Raw genomic sequence first — 19,520 nt, 5'->3', positions numbered from 1 at the left:
CACAACCAGGCCCGAACCAACGTCCGATGGGACCACCTCCCGGTGGGCGCCCCGGCCAAGGTGGCCCCGGTGGTCCGCGTCCACAGGTGAGCGGCCCGCGCCCCGGTGCGGGTGGTCCGCGCCCCGGCCCGCCGATGCCCGGTCCCGGTGGTCCGAACGGTCCGCGTCCCGGTCCGAACGGCCGTCCGGGTCCGCAGGGGCCGCGTGGACCGCAGGGTGGGCCGCCGCCGGGTGGTCAGCGCGGCCCGCAGCCACCGCATCGTCCGGGACCACCGCCGGGCAGGCCCCCGCAGGGCGGCCAGCCGCAGGGTCGGTCGCCGCAGGGCAGGCCGCCGCAGCCGAATCCGGGTCTGCCGACCCCCGCACAGTCCACCCAGAAGATCAGCAAGTCCGATCTGGAGGGCGGCAAGGCGCAGGCGACGCAGAAGATCAGCCGCCCCGCCTCGCTCTCGGAGGCGGTGTCCCAGCGCGACCGCAAGGCGTCCAGCACCGGCCCGCGCCCCGCCGCGCGCCGGACCCCGGTGACGGGTGCCGCGAATACCGGAGAACGCCGGGCGCAATCGCGTTCCGGCCCGCCGTCGGGTCCGCCGCCGCGGCGCGGTGGTGGTGACGGCGACGATTCCGGCGGTCCGGGTAGGCGCAGGCCCGGCGGTAAGAAGAAGTCGCCGTGGCGCATCGTGCGCCGCACCATCTATGTGCTGATCGCGCTGGCGATCGTGGTGCCCAGCACCGTGTTCCTGATCGCCTACTCCACCGTGTCGGTGCCCCAGCCCGGCGATCTGAAGACCAATCAGGTCGCGATGATCTACGCCGCCGACGGCACCACCGAGATCAGCAAGGTGGTTCCGCCGGAAGGCAACCGCACCGACGTCACCATCGATCAGGTTCCGCCGCATGTCCGCAACGCGGTCACCGCGGCCGAGGACCGGGACTTCTACACCAACCCCGGTTTCTCGGTGTCCGGTTTCGTGCGCGCGGCCCGCGACAACGTACTCGGCAAGGAAAGCGCGGGCGGTGGTTCCACCATCACCCAGCAGTACGTGAAGAACGCGATGGTCGGTGACGAACGTTCGCTCAATCGCAAGCTCAAGGAGCTGGTGATCTCGGCGAAGATGGCCAGGCAGTGGAGCAAGGACGAAATCCTCGCCGCCTACCTCAACACCATCTACTTCGGTCGCGGCGCCTACGGTATCGACGCCGCCGCCAAGGCGTACTTCGGTAAGCCCGTGCAGGAGCTGACCGTGGCCGAGGGCGCGGTGCTGGCCGCGACGATCCAGCTGCCGTCCTCACTCGACCCGGAGAAGAACCCCGAGGGCGCGAAGACCCGCTGGGGTTATGTGCTCGACGGCATGGTCTCGGAGGGCAATCTGGCCGCGGCCGAACGCAAGTCCATGCAGTACCCACAGGTGGTGCCGCTGGCCTCGCTCGGTGAGAAGTCCATGGACGACGGCCCGGAGGGCCTGATCAAGCAGCAGGTGCTGCGTGAACTCTCGGCCGCGGGGATCAGCGAGCAGCAGCTCAACACCGCTGGCCTCCAGATCACCACGACGATCGATCCGAAGGCCCAGCAGGCCGCACTCGACGCGGTGGCCGAGAACATGCAGGGCGAGCCGGAGAAGCTGCGCACGGCCGTGGTGTCGGTCGATCCGCGTAGCGGTGCGGTGCGCGCCTACTACGGCGGCAATGACGGCCAGGGCTACGACTTCGCCAACGCGGGCCTCCAGACCGGTTCGTCGTTCAAGGTGTTCGGCCTCGCGCAGAACCTGGAGATGGGCGTCCCGCTGTCGCAGATGTACGACAGCTCACCGCTGACCGTGCACGGCATCAAGATCACCAATGTCGAGGGCGAATCCTGCGGTATGTGCACCATCGCCGAGGCGCTCAAGCGTTCGCTGAACACCAGTTTCTACCGCATGCAGCTGGATATGCAGAACGGTCCGCAGAAAATTGCCGATATGGCGCACAAGCTCGGCATCCCGGACGAGATCCCCGGCGTCGGCAAGACCCTCACCGAACCGGACGGCTCGGGCCCGAACAACGGCATCGTGCTCGGCCAGTACCAGGCGCGCGTGCTCGATATGGCCTCGGCGTACGCCACGCTGGCGGCGTCGGGCACCTATCACGCACCGCATTTCGTGCAGCGTGTGGTCACCGCCGACGGTGAGGTGCTGCTCGATCGCGGTGAGGTCGCCGGTGAGGAGCGGGTCTCGGAAGCTGTCGCCGACAACGTCACCGCGGCGATGAAGCCGATCGCGGGCTACTCCCGCAACCACGGCCTTGCCGGTGGCCGGGAGTCGGCCGCCAAGACCGGCACCGCCCAGCTCGGCGACACCGGCGAGAACAAGGACGCCTGGATGGTCGGCTACACGCCGTCGCTGTCCACTGCGGTCTGGGTCGGCACCGAACAGGGTGAGCCGCTGCGCAATTACGGCGGTGCCATGATCTACGGCTCCAGCCTGCCGTCGGATATCTGGAAGGCCACCATGGACGGTGCGCTCGAGGGCACGCCGAAGGAGACCTTCCCGAAGCCGGCGCCGATCAAGGGCCAGGCCGGTGTCCCGTCGTGGACGGCGCCCTACACGGCCCCGTCGACCACACAGGCTCCGTCGTTCGAGCCGCCGGTCGTGATCACCCCGAGCCAGGTGGAGATCCTGCCGGGTATCACCATCCCGGTGCCAGGTGTGCAGCCGAATCCGCAGGCACAGGTGCGGCCGCAACCGCAGCAACCGTCGGATTCCGGGCCGCTGCCCGGTCAGCCGACCGCGCCGCCGGACGGCTCACCCTCGACGGGCCAGGGCGAATCCTCCGGTGACGGTTCCGACAGCGGCACCGAATCCGATGGCGGCGGCGCGAGCGGCGGGGACGACGACTCCGGGGGTACGAACGGAGCTCCGCCCGGCCGCTCCCGGTAGCCTCGGGTGCCGTGACCGATCAGCGACCGGCGGGCGAGCCGACCAATGGGAGCGCGCACCCAGGCGACCGGTCCGGTGACATGCGGTACGACTCCCCGGCACCGCTCGCCCCGGATCTGCGGTCCGCCGATGCCAGGGACCGGCCGAGCCGCAACGACTCCCTGACAGCGCAGCTGTGCACGGTGATCGGCGGCCCGGTCGGTGATCACGCGCTGATCGGCCGGGCCGGGTTCTGGACGCCGGTGCGGGTGCTGTTCCTGTTCACGGTGCTGTTCCTCGCCCTCGGCTGGGGCACCAAGGCGGCCTGCATCCAGCAGACCGAAACCGCGAACGGCGCACTCACCCTCGACTGGAACGACGGCCGCCAGTACGTGGCCATGTGCTACTCCGACACCGTCCCGCTCTACGGCGCGGAACGGTTGAACGAGGGCGCGTTCCCGTACAAGAAGTCCTGGACCGAGGAAACACCCGACGGCGGCACCGAAACCCGGCATATGGAGTATCCGGTGCTGTCGGGCCTGTACCAGTACGTGTCGATGCAGATCGCCAAGAGCTGGGACGCCGGACCGCTACCCGGCGCATTGCAGGTGGTCATCTACTTCAATGTGATCGCTATCGGCCTGGCGCTGGCCTGGCTGGTCACCGTATGGGCGACGGCGCTGCTGGCCGGACGCCGGGTATGGGACGCCGCGCTCGTCGCCTGCTCACCGCTGGTGATCGTGCACGGATTCACCAATTTCGATGCCCTGGCAACAGCTCTGGCCGCGACCGGTCTGCTGGCCTGGGCGCGTAAACGACCCGTGCTCGCCGGTGTGCTGCTCGGTCTCGGCGGTGCGGCGAAACTGTATCCGCTGCTGCTACTCGGCCCGATCCTGGTGCTGTGTCTGCGCGCCGATCCGATGCAGCGCACGCCCAGCGCGCATATCAAGATCCGGTTGAACGAGATCGACGGGCTACCGGCCGCCCGCACCTGGATCGGCGAGATACCGCATCGGGTGCGGATTCTCGGCACCCGTCCGCTCGGCGCGGCGGGGCTGACCGTCGGCGCGGCGGCGGGCACCTGGCTGATCGTGAATCTACCGATCGCGGCACTGTATCCCACCGGATGGCGGGAGTTCTTCCGGCTCAACACCAGCAGGCATGCCGATCCCGATTCGATCTACAACGTCATCACCTCGTTCACCGGCTGGCCCGGTTTCGACGGGGTGCTCGACCACGGTGAACCGCCGACGATCCTCAACCTGGTATCGCTGACGCTGTTCGCCATCGCCTGTCTGCTGATCGCCTATATCGGGCTGACGGCGCCGCGCAGGCCGCGCCTGGCACAACTGTGCTTCTTGGTGATCGCGGCGTTCCTGCTGACCAACAAGGTGTGGAGCCCGCAGTATTCGCTGTGGCTGGTACCGCTGGCCGTGCTCGCGCTGCCGCATCGCCGGATCCTGTTGGCGTGGATGACGATCGACGCCCTGGTGTGGGTGCCGCGCATGTTCTACTACCTCGGCATCGACCGTAAGGGTCTGCCGGAGCAGTGGTTCACCGGTGCGGTGATACTGCGCGATATCGCGGTGATCACGGTGTGCGCGTTGATCGTGCGCCAGATCTACCGTCCCGATGAGGATCTGGTGCGGCGCGATTTCGTCGACGATCCGGTCGGCGGACCGCTCGATCACGCACCGGACCCGCTGCTGCCCTGGTTGCCGGAATGGTTGCGGCCCAAGGAAGGACCGGTGCGCACCGGCTGAGCGGGCCGGTCCGCACCGGCCCGGCCCGGAGCGGGCGTCAGCGGGCGCGCAGGATGCGGGCCTGCCGTTCCGGTTCCTGCGGCAACAGATCCAGATCCAGTTCCCAGGCGCTGCCGGTCCACGGATCGAACAGCGGCGTACCGGCAACCGTCGGCAGATGGCGGCAGGCCTGTGACAGGGCCGCGACCATGCTGTCGTCGGAGTCGGATTCGTTGCTGCCGACGATGACCGTGGACAGACCGATCAGATCACCGCGCATGAGCAGTGAGCCGAGCCGCTGCACATCGGTGGCCTGATAACCGTGCGGGAAATCCGCCGCCACCAACACACGGTGTTCAGTGGGCGGTGTGCCCGCGCCGCTGTTGTATGCCATCTCGGCCAACTCGGCGGCGTCGGCCAAGGTCTTCAGGCGGGCGGAGATCTCGGTGTGGTCGGTGATCGGCGGACCGCCGAGCACCGGAACCAGCAGATCGGTGAGACCGGCGAAGGCACCGGTCAGATCGATGACGTCCACCACGGTCCGGCGCTGCGGCGCCGCCGCGACCAGCCGAGCCAGCAGTGCCCCGACGACCGGCGCGACCGCCGACGAGGATTCGGTATCGATCCACAGCGGCCGATTCAGCGGCACCGGAACGCAGTACGGGATACGCAGCGGCCCACGGTCGATGGCATACAGCTCACCGAGCCGGATCCCGTCCGAGGTCGCGGGCGCACGGTCCCAGGCCGATGATTCCCAGGAGGCCAGCGAGGGCGGCAGCGCCTGGTCGGCCTCGGTCAGTTCACGCACCAGTTGTTCGCTGTCGCGAGCATGGTTGGCCTCGGCGATGGCGTTGAGTTCATCGTGGCGGCGTTGCGCGTTCGCGCGGGCGGCGTCGGCGGCCGGGGTATTCCTGGTGGCCGGATCCGACACCGCCTCCGACAGCTCCTGATCGAGCCGTTTGGCGGCGTAGTCACGAGCCGAGATCAGCGCGGCCGCCGATCGGGCGGCGTCCTCGAAGATCATCCACAGCCGTTCCAGCCCGTGGCCGACCTCGAGCGGACTGCCACCCTGCGCGGGCGGGGCCATGGCATACGGATCCGCTTGCGGGGCAGCCGGAGCGGCAGCAGCGGGCACGAAAGCCGCCGCACCATGAGCGTGCAGCAGTTCGGCGAGGCCACCGGCATAACCCTGTCCGACCGCGCGCACCTTCCACGCACCCTGCCGCCGATAGACCTCCAGGCAGATCAGCGCCCGCTCACCGGCCGCGGGCGCGATCGCGAACTCCACCGTGGCGGCGCCGTTTTCGGAGAGTTCGGCCACCACCTTGCCGAGCTCGGCCGATTGTCCGGCCGTGCTCGCCACCAGTAGCACCGCCTGCGCGTCGGCGCGGACCTCGGCGAGGGTGACGGTCACACCGTCCGGGCCGAGCCGCACTCCCGGCGCCGTCGTCCGATCACCGGTGACGACGTCGGCGGCGGCCGACACCCGAAGGTCGTCGGCCACCACCAGCGCCGAGATGTCCAGTGCGGCATCGGCGTGCACACCGAACCGCACCACTTCTGCCGTCAGGGGCACGTTCTGCCCTGCCGTCAGTTGCCTCACGTCCACAACCCCCGTCGATCCTCAGTTGGCCGAGAGGAACCGGCCGAGCTGCGGCACCGCCTCGCCGGGATGTTTGGCCTGGAAACCCTCGCCGAGCGCCTGCATCTTCCAATCACCGCCCACGCGATACACCTTCGCCATCGCCATCGCGGTGAACGGCATACCACCGGCCAGGGTGTAGCGGGCCAGCTCGGCGTTGTTACCGCCATCGATCAAGCGGCAGAACGCGTTCTGCACCTGTTCGAAGGTGTGACCCTTGTAGGAGGTGACGATGAAGAACAGGGTGCTGATGTGGGCGGGGATGCGGGTCAGATCCACCAGGATCATCTCGTCGTCGCCCTCACCCTCACCGGTGAGGTTGTCGCCCTGGTGACGGACCGAGCCGTCCTTGGAACTCAGCTGCCCGTAGTAGGCGACATCGGCGGGGTTCATATCGGCGAACATCACCACCGAGGCGTCCAGATCGATATCGACAGTGCGGTTGCCGAACATGCCCCGGCTGCGCACCGGATCCCAGCCGAGACCCATCTTCACGAAGGTGAGCGCGGTACCGCCCTCCTTGCGCAGCGTGACCCGCTGGCCCTTCTGCAAGCTGACCGGGCGGTCCTTGCTCAGGCTCACCTCGCCCTGCTGCTGCGGCGGCGGGGGCGGCACCGGCGCGCCGGGCGGCGGATAACCACCCGGCCCCGGCGGCGGCGGATATCCGCCACCCTGGGCCGGATAAGGCGCGGGCGGCGGCGGAGCCGGGTAGCCACCCTGCGGTGCGGGCGGCGGCTGCGTCGGGTACGCGGGCTGAGCCGGTGGCGGAACCGGAGCGGGCTGGACCGGTGGCGGAACCGGGGCAGGCTGCGGAGCCGGGGCGGGCGGTGGGGAGTCGTCGACGGTCACGCCATGGTCGGTGACGAGCGCCGCGAAGCCACCGGCGTACCCCTGCCCGACCGCGCGCACCTTCCACGCACCCTGCCGCCGGTACAGCTCCAGCGCGATGACGATCGACTCGGTGTCCAGGCCATCGATGCGGTACTCGAACAGCTGGTTGCCGGACGGATCGGAGACGATGGCCGTCGGCGCCGGATAGCGCCCGAAGTTGCTGGTCGCGTCATCGAGGGTGATGACGGCACGGATCTGATCGATATCGGCGGGCACCGCGTTCAGCGACACCGCCAGCGACGCGGGCTGACCGGCCGGACCCGGCTGTAGGTGCACACCGGGACCGCTCGGCTGATTGAAGAACACGAAGTCGGCGTCCGAGCGCACCTTGCCCTGTTCGGTGACCAGGAGCGCGGACAAATCAGCCTGCGCCGTCAACTGAATGGAAATCACCACGTCGTTGCCGGGCAGGGGACCGTTCTGGCCCTTGGCGAGTGTTGCGGACAAGTTCGACCCTTCGCTTGTCGGTGCGTACCGAAGCCACTCTACGAGAAAGCTGTGTTTTATTTGCGTCGCCTTCGGCGCCGCTGTTCGCGGCCCTCTTCGGCTCGTGTTTCCGCGCTCGAGACTCGTGCCTTCGGCACCTGCGCTTCGAGCGCGGAAACACGAGCCGGGCCGCGACCGGGGCTCGTAAGACTCGCCCCTGGGTGGCGCACGAAACAGTTCGCCTCGGCGATGGGTGTATCGGTGGTCGATCGAGACTATGCGCCACCGCCTCGTTGCGTTTGCCCTCTCGAGTTCACGGTGCGGCACAACGAGCTGGGTAGGCCCTCTGGGACCGGGATCAGCGTCTGTGGGCTGAGATCAACGTCGATCGCCGTCGTCTACTAGTGTGGCGGCGACGCATTCGGAGCATGGGGGGATTGCCCGTGTTCCCCAATCGACACGACAGGCAAAACTCCCCATGGCGCAACTGTTCGAACAGTCGAAGAAGGTGATCGAGGCGCATCTCGCGGGCACAAGCCTGCGTGCGATCTCCGGGTCGATGATCGCCTACGAAGGAAACGTCCAGTTCAAATCCGCCGGATTCGGCGGCGGCGACGGTGTGATCGCCGGGCTCAAGCGCCGCGCCACCGGCGAGAAGCTGTCGCTGATGGAATGCGGCGGCAACGGCCGGGTGTTCTTCGCGGTCAACGGCCAGAACGTCTCGGTGGTGAACCTGAACAACGAGACGCTGCAAGTGGAATCGCAGCAGCTGCTGGCCTTCTGCGGCAATCTGCGCACCGATGTGCGCTTCGCCGGACTGCACGGCGCCTCCGCCGGACAGGGCTTGTTCACCACGACGGTCACCGGTCAGGGCCAGGTGGCGCTGCTGTCGGCGGGCGGGCCGCTGATCGAGCTGGAAGTCACGCCGCAGTACCCGCTGGTGGTCGACCCGGACGCGTTCGTCGCCGCGCGCGGCAATCTCAATCAGTCGTTCGTCACCGATGTCTCCTGGCGCACGGTCGTCGGACAGGATGCGGGCGAGGCGTTCTCGCTGCGCTGGGATGGGCAGGGCGTGGTGTCGATCCAGCCCGCGGAACGGTAGGGACGATGTTCGAGCAGGTCAACGGCAAGGTCGTCAAGGTCAACGTCGGCATGGCGGGTGGGGTGGCCGCCCGCGCCGGCGCGATGCTGTTCTACACCGGCGACGTCTCCTTCGCGCCGCATCAGATTCCGGGCGGTCAAGGCATGGGCGGCGCCGGTGGGATCATGCGGATCGCGGGCCGGATGATGCAGGGCGAGCATGAACGCACCATGCTGGCCCAGGGCAACGGCGAGGTGCACTACGGATACGCCGGGCTCGAGGTCCAGGTGGTGCATATGCAGCCGGGAGCCACACTGCGGGTGGAAGCCTCACGGCTGCTTGCCCATACCGCCGGTTTGCAGAGTTCGGTGGTGTCGGTGATGAGTTCCGGCGGTGGCGGTGGGGGTGGCGGCCTGATGGGCGCGCTGCGCGGCGCCGCCTCCGGCGCGATGACCGGACAGGGCATGTTCACCACCCAACTGTCCGGGCAGGGCAGCGCGGTATTGCTCGCGCACGGCGGGTTCCTGGAACTGCCGGTCGGCGGTCCGAACCCGATCGTGGTGGATCCGCAGGCGTTCATCGCCGCCTACGGCAATGTGCAGACCGAACTCAAGACCGCGATGAGCTGGCGCGATGCGGTCGGTCGCGGTTCCGGCGAAGCCATGCAATTGCATTGCGTCGGACAAGGTGTCGTCTATGTGCAGGCCTCGGAAGAGAAGTTGTGATCATGAGCCAGATCCTGAACCCGATGAATCTCGGTGAGAGCGACAACATCCCGGGAAACAGCTACGCGTACTGCATCGACCTGACCAAGCCGTGGTTCATGCGCAAGGGCGCGATGATCGCCTACTACGGACAGATCCAGTTCCAGCTGCTCACCCATGGTTTACAGGGTTCGCTGATGCACATGGTGTCGCAGCAGTTCTCCGCACCACTGTTCACCAGCGACTATGTCGTGGCCGAGGGTCACGGCAAGCTGATCATCGGCGACCGCGGCTACGACATCAACTCCTATGACCTCGACGACGGCAACCTCACCATCCGCGCCGCCAACCTGCTCGCCTTCGAGCCTGGTCTGTCGCTGAACCAGTCCATCGTCCCCGGCTTCCTCACCCTCATCGGCACCGGCAAGTTCCTCGCCTCCTCCAACGGCCCGGTCATGTTCGCCGAACCGCCGCTGCGAGTGGACCCGGAATCCCTTGTCGGCTGGGCCGATTGCCCCTCCCCCAGCCACCACTACGACCAGCGCTGGGTCACCAGCTTCCTCGCCGCGGGCGCCGCCCGCTTCGGCGTCAACTCCGGCGAAGAACGCCAATTCGACTTCACCGGCGCCGGCACCGTACTGATCCAGTCCAGCGAGAAGGTGATGAGCGATTCCGCACTGGTACGCACCATCGAAGGACAGTTGCAGAGCGGTATGACAGTGCCGGGCCTACAACGCATCCAGGGCGTGGTCGCCCAGCAACTCGCCGGCCAGCAGTACTGAGCGACACGCCGCGCATCGAAGCTCCGGTCAGTTGCGCTTGTTCGCCTCGAACTTCTCGCGGATGGCCTGGGCGGTCTCGGAGTTCTCGGAAGCGAGCTTCTGGATGTAGTCGACGGCGTCGCCCACGGTGCGTAGAGCGGCGAGGTCTTCGTCGGGGATCTTGACGGCGTACTTGTCCTCGGTCTGAACGGCAATTTCGACCATGGAGAGCGAGTCGATGTCGAGATCGTCGACGAACGATTTGTCGATGGTCACTTCGGACGGTTCGATGCCGGTCACTTCTTCGATGATTTCGGCGATACCGGCGACGAGTTCTTCCCGAGTTGCGATTTCCATGCTTCCTCCATGTGTTCGGATGAGACGAGTTCGATAGTTCGATCGATGGACAGGTATCGGTTGTCGTGTCGTGCAAGCTAATCGGCGTCGACGCGGCGAGCCGAGCGGCGATCGGCGCGCTCGAGGTAGCGGTCCGTGGTGCCACGGCGGCGCTTGATCTCCCACTCCGGATAGGAAGGATCGAAGATCTGGTGGGTGTCCTCGATGGCCGCCGTGATCAGCTTCCACACCTGGTGCGCGGTCGGGCGGCGTTGCGGCCAACCATCCCCGTAGAGATCGTCGCCCTCGTCCAGGCCGATCTCGTCGAGAGCGACGGGTGTGTGCTTGGCAGCGCATACACCCCGGTCGAGGCCAGGGCACTGTTCGACGAGATAACGCCCACGTTGATCACCGCCCGACTCCGACGCCGGATTCGGCCGACCGTTCCAGCGAGTCTGGGAGTAGACCAGGATTCGTCGGCCCGTGGTCACCTGCACGTATTCCCGTGCGTCCGTGACCGCCAGATCCGTCGGTGAGGTCAGTTCTGGCGTGATGCCGTGCAGCAGCATCCGTTCGTAACTACGAAGATGGTCATCCTCGATCAGCCAGTGCTGATCAGTCGTATCCGCGACATCGACCCACACCATCCGGCGCAGCGGCTCGACTTGGGCCGCGACATCCCGATCCGCGGGCGCGGGCCGGACCGCCATCGCCTTGATCGAGGACTTGCTGACACCCAGTTCCGTGGCAATTCTTCGGTCACTCAGACCCTCCGCGCGCATCACGGCGATGGCCTCGGCGACCACACTACGAGACACGATGTCGGTGATCTCCGCACGCTCGCGGGCCAAACCGACTGCCTTCCCAGCTATTCGGACACGGTAGGGGTGATCGGACACGGCCATAGTGTGCCTCACCGTCGCCCGAGTGTCCAATCGATTGGACATACGGGAGCTTTAGTGGCCACGGGGCATTCGAGCGGCCGTGGCCTGCAACGGCCAGCAGCAGTATTGGGCGCAGTCAGGGGAGGTGGCAGGGGGCGGGGCGGGGTTTCGGCTCGCGGCGGGGGAGGTAGCGGCGGCCGTCGTCGAGTTCGCGGACCAGGTCGCCGTAGGCGAGTTCCAGTTCGGCCAGGCGGGTCCATGCGGTGTGCACCCGGATTCCGGCGGGGTCGTCGGTCATCAGCAGGTGGAAGGCGCGGGCCGCTACGGCGGCTATTCGGTCGATGGTGTCGCCGAGGGTTTCCCGGTGTGCGCGCGCACCAACGGCAGGCAGGGGTAGGTGCACGGCCGCCCAGGCGTTGATATCGGCGATCAGCTCATCGCGTCGTTTCGTGGCCGATCCATCGGTGGACGGCCGGGAATAGGTCAGGGCGTGCAGATCGGCCAGGTCGTGCGCCAGGTGGCACAGGCGGCCGTGCAGGTTCCGGCCACCGAGCGCGCACAGCAGTTCACTGGCGTTCGGCAGCCTCCCGACCGCGGTCGATCGGCCGACCTCGGGGCACAAGATCAGCGGCGATCTGCTCTTGCCGCGCCACCCCGGCCGGGGTGTCATGACAGGGCCGATCGCCGATTCGGATGCCGTCGGAGCCGCCGCCGAGATAGTAGGAACCGATCTGCCGATATGGTCCGGGTCCAGCCGGGGTCGTTGATGTTCGCGGTGGTGAGAGCAGGCATATCGACTCCGAAGGCAACGGCACGGACCAGAGCGTGGTGTGCCGGTTTCCCCCTCATGGGATCTCGGGGGAAAGAAGTAGTGACCCTCAGCAGCCTACGATCGAGCCGGATCGACCAGCAGTGTCGGATACGACATCTTCCGCTCGATTCCCGACATCTGCCATGTGGTCGCTACCTGGACGTCAGCGCCGTCCCGGGTCGTACTCCCAGGCGTTGTCCGGCAGGCCGGGGCGAGTCGGCACCTGGGTGATCCGCACACCGGTCGCGATCCCGATCTGCCCCAGCGTGGTTGGCATCAGACAATCGCGGCTCGGGCGACTGGCGGGGTCTCCGGCGAAGCCGGTGACGGATTTGTTGTAGGGCCCGAACGGCTGACCGTGGGCCAGGTTCACGCCGAGGCAATCCACTTCCAGGATGTAGGTGCCGTCGCCTCCGCATTGTGCCGACGCGCCGGTCGGCCACTGGTTCAGCACACAGTCCCGCGGCTCCGCAACCGCCGAACCGGCCGAAAGCGTGATCATCGTCGCGGCGCCCGCGATGATCACCGACATACCGACAACATTCCGAGTCATACCCATGGTTACTCCGTATCGCTGTCCGACGAATGAGTTGCCTGGTCAACATAGCGGGAAACCCGCCGGTATCCGCGCGATACGGTCACCCTTATTCCTTCACGCCGCCGCGGGCGCCGCCTCGATGAACCAGTCGAGAATTTCCTCACCGGCCATGATTCCCGATGCCGCGGTGACGGTGAGGTTGGGATGGGTCCAGTTGAGAAGCTCCAGTTCGCCGTGGCGGGGACGGATCGCGGAGTCGGCGGCGCGCAGCATCTCGGCGTCGAGGGCGCCGTCACCGGCGGCGAGAGTGGTTGCGGTATCGGCGAGTTCACCGGATTCGACGAGACGACGCCGGACTTCGGCGACGGCCCGGCTCTTACACACCGCCAGGGGCATGGTGTAGATCTTGCGGCCCTGCTGGGAGGCGGACCAACCGCGCGGGCGGCACCAGGCATCCCATTCGGCGAGGAAATCCTCCGGGACGGCCTTCGGTTTGACGACCAGATAGCAGAACAGGTGATCGGCGATGCGGAATTTCGGCGCCCAGCTCTCATCGATGCGGGAGCGCAGTTCGGCGCTGATCGCGGAGAGCGTTGCGCCACCGGCGCGGACCTCGGCGTCGATATCGATCCGCCAGCGCATATCGGGAATACCGTCGACCAGGATATTGCCGCCATTGCTGGTGATCGCATAGCGCCAAGGCGCGCCGGGCAATTGGATGCGGCCGAATTGTTTGATGGTGCGCGTGGTGGTGGGGACGACGGCCGCGGGCCGGGTGAGGGTCCGCATCCGTGCGGCGGCGGTGGTGGTCATATACGACAGCGGCGCGCCCTCCAGATGCTCCACGCAGACGGTGGCGAGTTCATCGTCGGTGCTGAACGCGTTGCGGGAGTAGATCATGGTGCGGTCCAGGTCGGTGGCGACCAGCACCTGTCTTCGGGGCGGTTTCACTGCTGCACATCCTTGATCAGTCCCATACACGAATAGGTCAGGTCCTCGACGACCTCGACCGGTACACCGCGGGCCGCGGCGAGTAGGCGGATATGGGCGTGCTCGGGAGCGTCGGGCTCCCGGACCAGCACGCGCCACGGCATCCGGCGCAAGAGCACCCTGGTGGTCTCACCGACACCGGGTTTCACGAAATTCACGCTGGACACGCCGTATTCGTCCCGCACCTGCTCCACCGAGGCCCACCCCGCCCAGGTCGGGGTGCGGTCACCGGCGCGGAGGGCGGCGAGGGCACCGGGCACCTGATCGCGTACGGCGTCGAAGGCACCGGTCACGGTGTCGATGAGGCGTCCCGAGACGTCGTCGGCGGCCAGTTCGCGATAGAACTTGGCGCCGTGGAATTCGCCGGGTCCGATCAGCTCGTCATTGAGGACGGTGCGGGAGATGAGCCCGGAGACGGTCGAATTCAGACATGCCGAGGCGATGAGGAAATCGTCGCGGGTGCCGTAGGTGCGCACACAGTGGCCCGGATCGGCGAGCACGGCGAGGTCGTCGTCGAACCGCGGGCCGCCAGCCGCGTGATAGGCGTCGAGAGCTTCGGACAACTCGCGGGTGATGGCGCCCTTACCGGTCCAACCGTCCACGAACACCACCGACGCCGGATCATGATGGCGCGCCAGATAATCCAGCGCCGCCGCGTCGATGCCCCGATCGCGCACGATCGACACCGCGTAGTGCGGCACATCCAGGCTCCGCACCCCCGGACCGCGGCCGTCGAGCAACCACCGGCGCATGAGAATCCCGACCGGCGTACCCGCGCGGGCCAGCGACACCAGCACGATATCCGTACCGCGCTCGGCCACGACCAGCTCCGCCACCACACCGACCGCGAGCGCCAACCGGTTGGCACTGTCGGCGAGCACGCGATCGAACAGTTCGCGATACTGCGCATCCGGCTGGTATTCGATCGGCAGCGACTCCGCGTAATGCGCGATACCGGCCTGAATCCGCGGCTCCCGCTCGGTGACATCGGCCTCCAGGTCGGCCTCGGAGAGGTCCTTCAACAGCCAGGCGACGTCTTCACGCGCGTAGGAGCCGAATTCGGGACCGTACAGGGGCCTCGGACCCGCCGCACGGCCCGCGTGCAACACGCGCGGGTCGGCACCGGGCAGCACCGCGAGCAGTACGTCCGCACCCGACGCGGTGAGCACGTCGACCAGACCACCGGAAGCGATCAGCTCCTCGGTGTCGGCGGGCGCGTCGAGCACGGCCACCAGCACCGGTGCACCCGATACCGAATCGGCTTCGGACACATCACCGGTCCAGGCGTCGAGTTCGGCGATGAAGTCTTCGGCCCAATGCGCGTTGTACAGGTAGCGCGGCTGATCCTGCCCGGATTCCGGTGCGGTGAAGCGGAATCCGCGGCGCAGCGGATATCCGGGCTCGTCCAGCACGTAGGCCGGGGAGCGGGTGGTGGTCTGGTACCTGGTCGGAATACCCGAATCGGCGAGGGTGACGGCGAGGCGCAGCGGCAGATACATCAACTCTTCGTGCCCGAGCACGATCACCGGACGATCGGCGAACTCCGCCACCAGCTGGTCACGCAACGTCGAGGTCGCCGCGTCGACGGCCGCGTCGAACGCCGCGGTGTCCGAATGCAGGATTCCGTGCCGCCCACCCTCGGGAACGTCGGCGGGCCAGGGCAGTTCGCAGCGCTGAACCGAGCCACGCTGCGGCGCCACCGGATTGAGCTGTGGTTCCGGCAGGCTCGCGACGGCATCGATGAGACCTTCGGGCAGCATCGTCCGCCCCGACGCCAGACAGACGGTGTCGATGCGGGCGCCGAGTTCCCGTGCCGCCGCCTCGAATCCGGCGCGATCGGCTTCGGTGCGCATATCCACCAGCGAGGCCAGCACATAGTGCGCTCGGGGCGCGAAGGCGTGCAGCGCGCGCACGGCGTCCATCGCGGTGGCGCCGGTGGAGATCTCGTCGTCCACCAGCACGAGTGGCAGATCGTTGACGAAGATATCGGCGGGTGCCGGCTGCAACAGATGCGAGGTGGCGTGCGAATGGCCCTCCTCGAATCCGGTCAACGTATCGGCGAGTGGCACCTCGCGCCGGGTCGAATGCAGATAGCAGGCGGCGCCGATGCGGGCCGCCACACAGTGCCCGAGGCCGGTGGCGGTCTCGGCGAATCCGAGCACCACCGCCGCGCGCTCCCCCAGCGCGGCGCGCACCAGATCACCGAGCCGGTTGCCCGCGTCGAGCACCACCCGCGGATCGGTCGGCAGATGCTTGCCGAGCACTGTGGACACCAGCAGGTGCGCGCGCCGCGGATTACGCCGCAGACCGGGCTTGATCAGCGATTCGATCGACAGCTCCGAGGGCAGCGCACCGGGTTCCGCGCCGTGCCGGTAAGACCGGTCGTGCTGTAGTTCGATACCGAGATGCCGCGTCGCCCAGGCCGTACCCGCACCGGCGCTATCGCCGGTGGGTGCGCCATCCGACGCCCGCTTCTCCCGCGAGCTCTTCGAATCCGACTGCGAGCCGCTCATACCGTGACCAACGCCGACAACAGATCCACGAACGACACTCCCTTGTTGGCCACCCCGAACACTCGCGCGCGCAGCAATGTCTGGCGCGCCCAGCTGCGATGCGGACGCATCTCGTTCATCTTGTTCCGATATTCCGACGCCGCGACCCCGCCCACATCGGCCTGGAGAATGTCGAGGGCGTCGGAGTACTCCTCATGGGTCACCACCGACAGCGCGTGCACGGCCGCCACATGCGAGGGATGGATCACCGTCTTGCCCTGGATACCGTTGGCGCGGTCGAGCGTGATCTCACGCAGCAGACCGTCGAGATCGCGGCTGACCAGGTAGCGCCGGAACGGCACCGCATCGGATTCCTCGAACGGCGCCGTACGCAGCAGCGGCCGGAACATCCGCTCGTGGTCGGCGAAGTACTCCCAGACCGGCCCGGTGATCACGAAACCGGTGCCGTCGGCGCGGCCGAGATAGTTGACGATATCGGCGATCACATCGGCGACCACCCGCACGTCGTAGATGGTCAGATCGCGATCACGTCGAATGCCGAAGGTCGAGCACATATCGGTCGCACCGACCCGCACGGCCAGCACGTGATCACGGTGTTCGGCCAACAGCGCGGCGATCTCGGTGAGTTCGGCGTCCCGCGTCTGCCGATGCACCAGCGCCGCCGATTCCAGCACCGGCATCCCGTACAGCGGCCGATCCAGCAGGGCGCGCGCATGTTCCAGCGCGGCAAGATATTTCGAACCGGACGCCGAATCGAACTTCGGGAAGACGAAACCGGTCAGCACCTCGGCGCCCGGCCCGAGCTGTTCGGCGAGTTCGACGATGGTGTCGGCATCACGCACCCGCACGAACAGCATCGGATTGGGATCAAGGCCCGCCGCGAGTTCGTCGAGGGTGCGCACCGCCTGCGCCTTGGCAGATTCCACCTCGTGATCGGCGACGGCGTCCTCCAGATCGATCACCATCGAGCACACCCCTCGGGCCGCCCGCTTACCGATGGTCGCGGTCAGATCTGCCCGCGTGGCTGGCGCGTACAGGGTCGCGCCGAGGGCGACGGCCAGCAGGTCACGATCGGTCTGACCGCCGATGGCCTCGGGCTGACGATAGAAGAGCGTGCGCGCGTCCGGCCCCTCCAGCTGCCGGAAATGGCGCAGCAGTATCCGTTTCCGCAGGGAAACTTCCTGCTTGACGGCGATGCCTGCGGTCATCGTCTCCCCACCCCTCACTCTCGTCGTGGTCCTTGCTGTTTTCTCATGCGATCCACTACGCCCGCGATGAACTCGGCGACGGCGTCGAGTTCGGTCACATATGCCCAATAGTCGGGGTGCCGCCCGGTCAGCGCACCCGTCACCCGATCGATCCGTTCCGCCTGCGCGTCCAGTACCGATCCCCACTCGGTGACGAGCCCGCGGCCCACCGCGAGCATCTGCGCGTCCCGCAGCCGGAATCGTACGGCCTCGGCCTTGTCTTGCGGCTTCTCCCGGACCTCACGCAGCAGCGTCAGCCGTTTGGTGACGGCATCGACCTGCTGTTCGGCCGCGGCGAGGTTGCCGCGCGCGGTAGTGGTCAGTTCAAGGGCTAACTCCGGGTCGTTCTCGGCCGCCGCCGCGCGGGCCCCGCTCAGGGCGTCGTCCGCGGCGGCTATGGCCCGCTGGCTTTCCCGCTCATTGTCGGCCAGATCCGCCGAACTCGCAGCATTGAACTCGCGCAGCAGCGTCGAGTACGCAGCGGCGATGCCATCGGCCCTGGTACGCACGGCCGCCAGCCTGGTCCGCACCGAGGTGATCGCGTTCTTCGCGGCATCGGATCGAGATGGGGCCTGCGCCAAAGCATCTGCCAGCTCTTTGGTCACCGCGTCCAGCCGGTTGGCGGCCTCGCGCACCGCGCCGACCGCGGCCCCGTCACGGGCCGAACGCAATGTGATCAGCGCCTCATCGACGGCGGTCGAGGCGCGGCGGATCGACCGATAATGCGCGTAAGGGGACTCGGCAGCCTGCCCGCGCACCGAAGCCGCGGCCGCGGTCACCTGATCGGCCAGGCGCGGCACCATCGCCACCACCGCGACGGCCTCTTCCAGCTGTGCCTGATTGCCGCGGTAGTACTCGTCGACACCGTGCGCGGCCTCGGTCAATCTGCGCACCACATCGGCGGTCCTCGCCTGCCCCTGGGGCACCGCGGCGCCGGTGGCTTCGGCCTGGTCGAGCTGCTCGGTCAAGGTCAGATAGGCGTCGGCGGCGGTGTAGCAGCGGGCCCGCACCGGTTCCCAGCGCCGGCCGAGACCGCGCTCGGGGAAGATCTGCTCGGCGGCCACGGTCGCCGATTCGGCCACGCTCTGGCGGCGGTCCATATCGAGGAACGCCGACGCGAGTGCCTGCCGAGCCTGCTCGATCCACTCGGTATTCCCGGATGACCGGAACCATCCACGCCTTCGGCCTGCCACGACCCGATGGTAGGAGATCGCACCGGATATGGGTTCGGGCATCGGTTTATACGCAAGATCGCCGAAACCTACTACTGTCGTATCTCGTACCCGGCGATTCGGACATGCTGGGAATCACAGACGACTATCGAAAGGGAATCCCGCATGGGTGTCAGTTTGTCCAAGGGCGGCAACGTCTCGCTGACCAAGGCGGCGCCTAACCTGACCGCTGTCGCGGTCGGCCTCGGCTGGGATGTTCGTACCACCACCGGAACGGACTTCGACCTCGACGCCAGCGCGATCGCGACCGGAGCCGACAAGAAGGTGGTCTCCGACCAGCACTTCGTCTTCTTCAACAACCTGAAGTCGCCGGAAGGCTCGATCGAGCACGTGGGCGACAACACCACCGGTGAGGGTGAAGGCGACGACGAGGTCATCAACGTCGATCTGGCCGGTACCCCGCCCACCATCGAGTCCATCTTCTTCCCGGTCTCGATCTACGACGCCGACACCCGTCAGCAGTCGTTCGGCCAGGTGCGCAACGCCTACATCCGGGTCGTCGACCGGTCCAGCAACGAAGAGCTGGCCCGCTACGACCTGTCCGAGGACGCCTCGACCGAGACCGCCATGGTGTTCGGCGAGCTGTACCGCAACGGCGCCGAGTGGAAGTTCCGCGCCATCGGCCAGGGGTACGCCTCGGGTCTCGCCGGTATCGCCCGCGACTACGGCGTCAACGTCTGATCGAGCTGTGCCTCGGTAGCGAAGGGGGCTCGGCGACGGGCCCCCTTCCGCATGCACTGCCACCCGTGGGAAACTGATCTCACCGGGGGCTCATCGAACATCCACGCGGTCACCTCGTTCGCCGAGGTCGGGCTGGAGGAATTCGTGGTC

At 67.4% G+C, this 19,520-nt stretch carries 16 protein-coding genes; 6 read left to right on the top strand and 10 right to left on the bottom strand.

The features are described from left to right. Positions 1-26: 26 nt before the first annotated feature. Together QH168_RS27290 and QH168_RS27285 are read left to right on the top strand one after the other, a co-directional pair. On the top strand, positions 27-2,912 hold the full coding sequence (locus tag QH168_RS27290) for a transglycosylase domain-containing protein (RefSeq protein WP_432421176.1): 2,886 nt from the start codon (positions 27-29) through the stop codon (positions 2,910-2,912). Between the two features lie 80 nt (positions 2,913-2,992). Then, positions 2,993-4,654: a glycosyltransferase family 87 protein gene (locus QH168_RS27285; protein ID WP_280468942.1), complete on the top strand. Its 1,662-nt coding sequence runs from the start codon at positions 2,993-2,995 to the stop codon at positions 4,652-4,654. 37 nt (positions 4,655-4,691) lie between these two features. Here QH168_RS27285 and QH168_RS27280 read toward each other — a convergent pair whose 3' ends face one another. Then, complete coding sequence (locus QH168_RS27280; protein ID WP_280468850.1) at positions 4,692-6,236, bottom strand: TerD family protein; 1,545 nt, start codon at positions 6,234-6,236, stop codon at positions 4,692-4,694. A gap of 21 nt (positions 6,237-6,257) precedes the next feature. Further along, entirely contained in the window at positions 6,258-7,613 is a 1,356-nt protein-coding gene (locus QH168_RS27275; RefSeq protein WP_280468849.1) for a TerD family protein, read from the bottom strand. Between the two features lie 457 nt (positions 7,614-8,070). Between QH168_RS27275 and QH168_RS27270 the strand changes: the two genes are divergently transcribed. Genes QH168_RS27270 through QH168_RS27260 form a run of 3 tightly spaced genes read left to right on the top strand, consistent with a single transcriptional unit; the run spans position 8,071 to position 10,159 of the window. Next, the gene (locus tag QH168_RS27270; RefSeq protein ID WP_280468848.1) at positions 8,071-8,694 is read left to right on the top strand and encodes an AIM24 family protein; all 624 of its coding nucleotides are present in this window, start codon (positions 8,071-8,073) and stop codon (positions 8,692-8,694) included. 5 nt (positions 8,695-8,699) lie between these two features. After that, entirely contained in the window at positions 8,700-9,398 is a 699-nt protein-coding gene (locus QH168_RS27265) for an AIM24 family protein (RefSeq protein WP_280468847.1), read from the top strand. A 2-nt stretch (positions 9,399-9,400) separates the two neighbouring features. Then, positions 9,401-10,159, top strand: a complete 759-nt coding sequence (locus QH168_RS27260) for an AIM24 family protein (RefSeq protein WP_280468846.1) — start codon at positions 9,401-9,403, stop codon at positions 10,157-10,159. A gap of 27 nt (positions 10,160-10,186) precedes the next feature. Here the strand turns inward: QH168_RS27260 and acpM are convergent, their stop codons facing one another. The 8 genes from acpM to QH168_RS27220 form a co-directional block, all read right to left on the bottom strand. Continuing rightward, positions 10,187-10,495 carry a meromycolate extension acyl carrier protein AcpM gene (gene acpM, locus QH168_RS27255; protein ID WP_280468844.1) on the bottom strand — a complete coding sequence of 103 codons (309 nt, stop codon included), beginning with the start codon at positions 10,493-10,495 and terminating at the stop codon, positions 10,187-10,189. A gap of 77 nt (positions 10,496-10,572) precedes the next feature. Beyond that, positions 10,573-11,292 (bottom strand): helix-turn-helix domain-containing protein, encoded by a 720-nt coding sequence (locus QH168_RS27250; protein ID WP_280468843.1) that lies wholly within the window; start codon positions 11,290-11,292, stop codon positions 10,573-10,575. Positions 11,293-11,494: 202 nt separating this feature from the next. Next, a complete protein-coding gene (locus QH168_RS27245; protein WP_280468841.1) occupies positions 11,495-12,028 on the bottom strand; it encodes a DUF4254 domain-containing protein in 534 nt (177 codons plus the stop codon). A 304-nt stretch (positions 12,029-12,332) separates the two neighbouring features. Then, positions 12,333-12,728, bottom strand: a complete 396-nt coding sequence (locus QH168_RS27240; protein ID WP_280468840.1) for a hypothetical protein — start codon at positions 12,726-12,728, stop codon at positions 12,333-12,335. A gap of 93 nt (positions 12,729-12,821) precedes the next feature. Further along, positions 12,822-13,607 (bottom strand): HAD family hydrolase, encoded by a 786-nt coding sequence (locus QH168_RS27235; RefSeq protein WP_280468940.1) that lies wholly within the window; start codon positions 13,605-13,607, stop codon positions 12,822-12,824. A gap of 47 nt (positions 13,608-13,654) precedes the next feature. Beyond that, positions 13,655-16,210 carry a phosphoribosyltransferase gene (locus tag QH168_RS27230; protein ID WP_280468838.1) on the bottom strand — a complete coding sequence of 852 codons (2,556 nt, stop codon included), beginning with the start codon at positions 16,208-16,210 and terminating at the stop codon, positions 13,655-13,657. Continuing rightward, on the bottom strand, positions 16,207-17,418 hold the full coding sequence (locus QH168_RS27225; RefSeq protein WP_280468836.1) for an HpcH/HpaI aldolase/citrate lyase family protein: 1,212 nt from the start codon (positions 17,416-17,418) through the stop codon (positions 16,207-16,209). The genes QH168_RS27230 and QH168_RS27225 overlap by 4 nt, the downstream gene beginning before the upstream one ends. Positions 17,419-17,432: 14 nt before the next feature. Next, positions 17,433-18,650 (bottom strand): hypothetical protein, encoded by a 1,218-nt coding sequence (locus tag QH168_RS27220; RefSeq protein ID WP_280468835.1) that lies wholly within the window; start codon positions 18,648-18,650, stop codon positions 17,433-17,435. Between the two features lie 144 nt (positions 18,651-18,794). Between QH168_RS27220 and QH168_RS27215 the strand changes: the two genes are divergently transcribed. Then, a complete protein-coding gene (locus QH168_RS27215) occupies positions 18,795-19,370 on the top strand; it encodes a TerD family protein (RefSeq protein WP_280468834.1) in 576 nt (191 codons plus the stop codon). Positions 19,371-19,520: the final 150 nt, after the last annotated feature.

The sequence above is a fragment of the Nocardia cyriacigeorgica genome, assembly GCF_029868385.1.
In the GTDB taxonomy this organism is placed as follows: Bacteria; Actinomycetota; Actinomycetes; order Mycobacteriales; family Mycobacteriaceae; genus Nocardia; species Nocardia cyriacigeorgica_F.
The sequence above is the reverse complement of the archived record's forward strand: the minus strand, read 5'-3'. Positions and strand labels throughout refer to the sequence as shown.

Excerpts from the sequence above, each read along its gene's own strand:
- QH168_RS27265 (WP_280468847.1), top strand. The coding sequence starts at position 8,700 with ATGTTCGAGCAGGTCAACGGCAAGGTCGTCAAGGTCAACGTCGGCATG.
- QH168_RS27235 (WP_280468940.1), bottom strand. The coding sequence starts at position 13,607 with ATGATCTACTCCCGCAACGCGTTCAGCACCGACGATGAACTCGCCACC.
- QH168_RS27230 (WP_280468838.1), bottom strand. The coding sequence starts at position 16,210 with ATGAGCGGCTCGCAGTCGGATTCGAAGAGCTCGCGGGAGAAGCGGGCG.
- QH168_RS27245 (WP_280468841.1), bottom strand. The coding sequence starts at position 12,028 with ATGACACCCCGGCCGGGGTGGCGCGGCAAGAGCAGATCGCCGCTGATC.
- QH168_RS27225 (WP_280468836.1), bottom strand. The coding sequence starts at position 17,418 with ATGACCGCAGGCATCGCCGTCAAGCAGGAAGTTTCCCTGCGGAAACGG.
- QH168_RS27215 (WP_280468834.1), top strand. The coding sequence starts at position 18,795 with ATGGGTGTCAGTTTGTCCAAGGGCGGCAACGTCTCGCTGACCAAGGCG.
- QH168_RS27290 (WP_432421176.1), top strand. The coding sequence starts at position 27 with ATGGGACCACCTCCCGGTGGGCGCCCCGGCCAAGGTGGCCCCGGTGGT.
- QH168_RS27240 (WP_280468840.1), bottom strand. The coding sequence starts at position 12,728 with ATGGGTATGACTCGGAATGTTGTCGGTATGTCGGTGATCATCGCGGGC.
- QH168_RS27270 (WP_280468848.1), top strand. The coding sequence starts at position 8,071 with ATGGCGCAACTGTTCGAACAGTCGAAGAAGGTGATCGAGGCGCATCTC.
- acpM (WP_280468844.1), bottom strand. The coding sequence starts at position 10,495 with ATGGAAATCGCAACTCGGGAAGAACTCGTCGCCGGTATCGCCGAAATC.
- QH168_RS27260 (WP_280468846.1), top strand. The coding sequence starts at position 9,401 with ATGAGCCAGATCCTGAACCCGATGAATCTCGGTGAGAGCGACAACATC.
- QH168_RS27285 (WP_280468942.1), top strand. The coding sequence starts at position 2,993 with ATGCGGTACGACTCCCCGGCACCGCTCGCCCCGGATCTGCGGTCCGCC.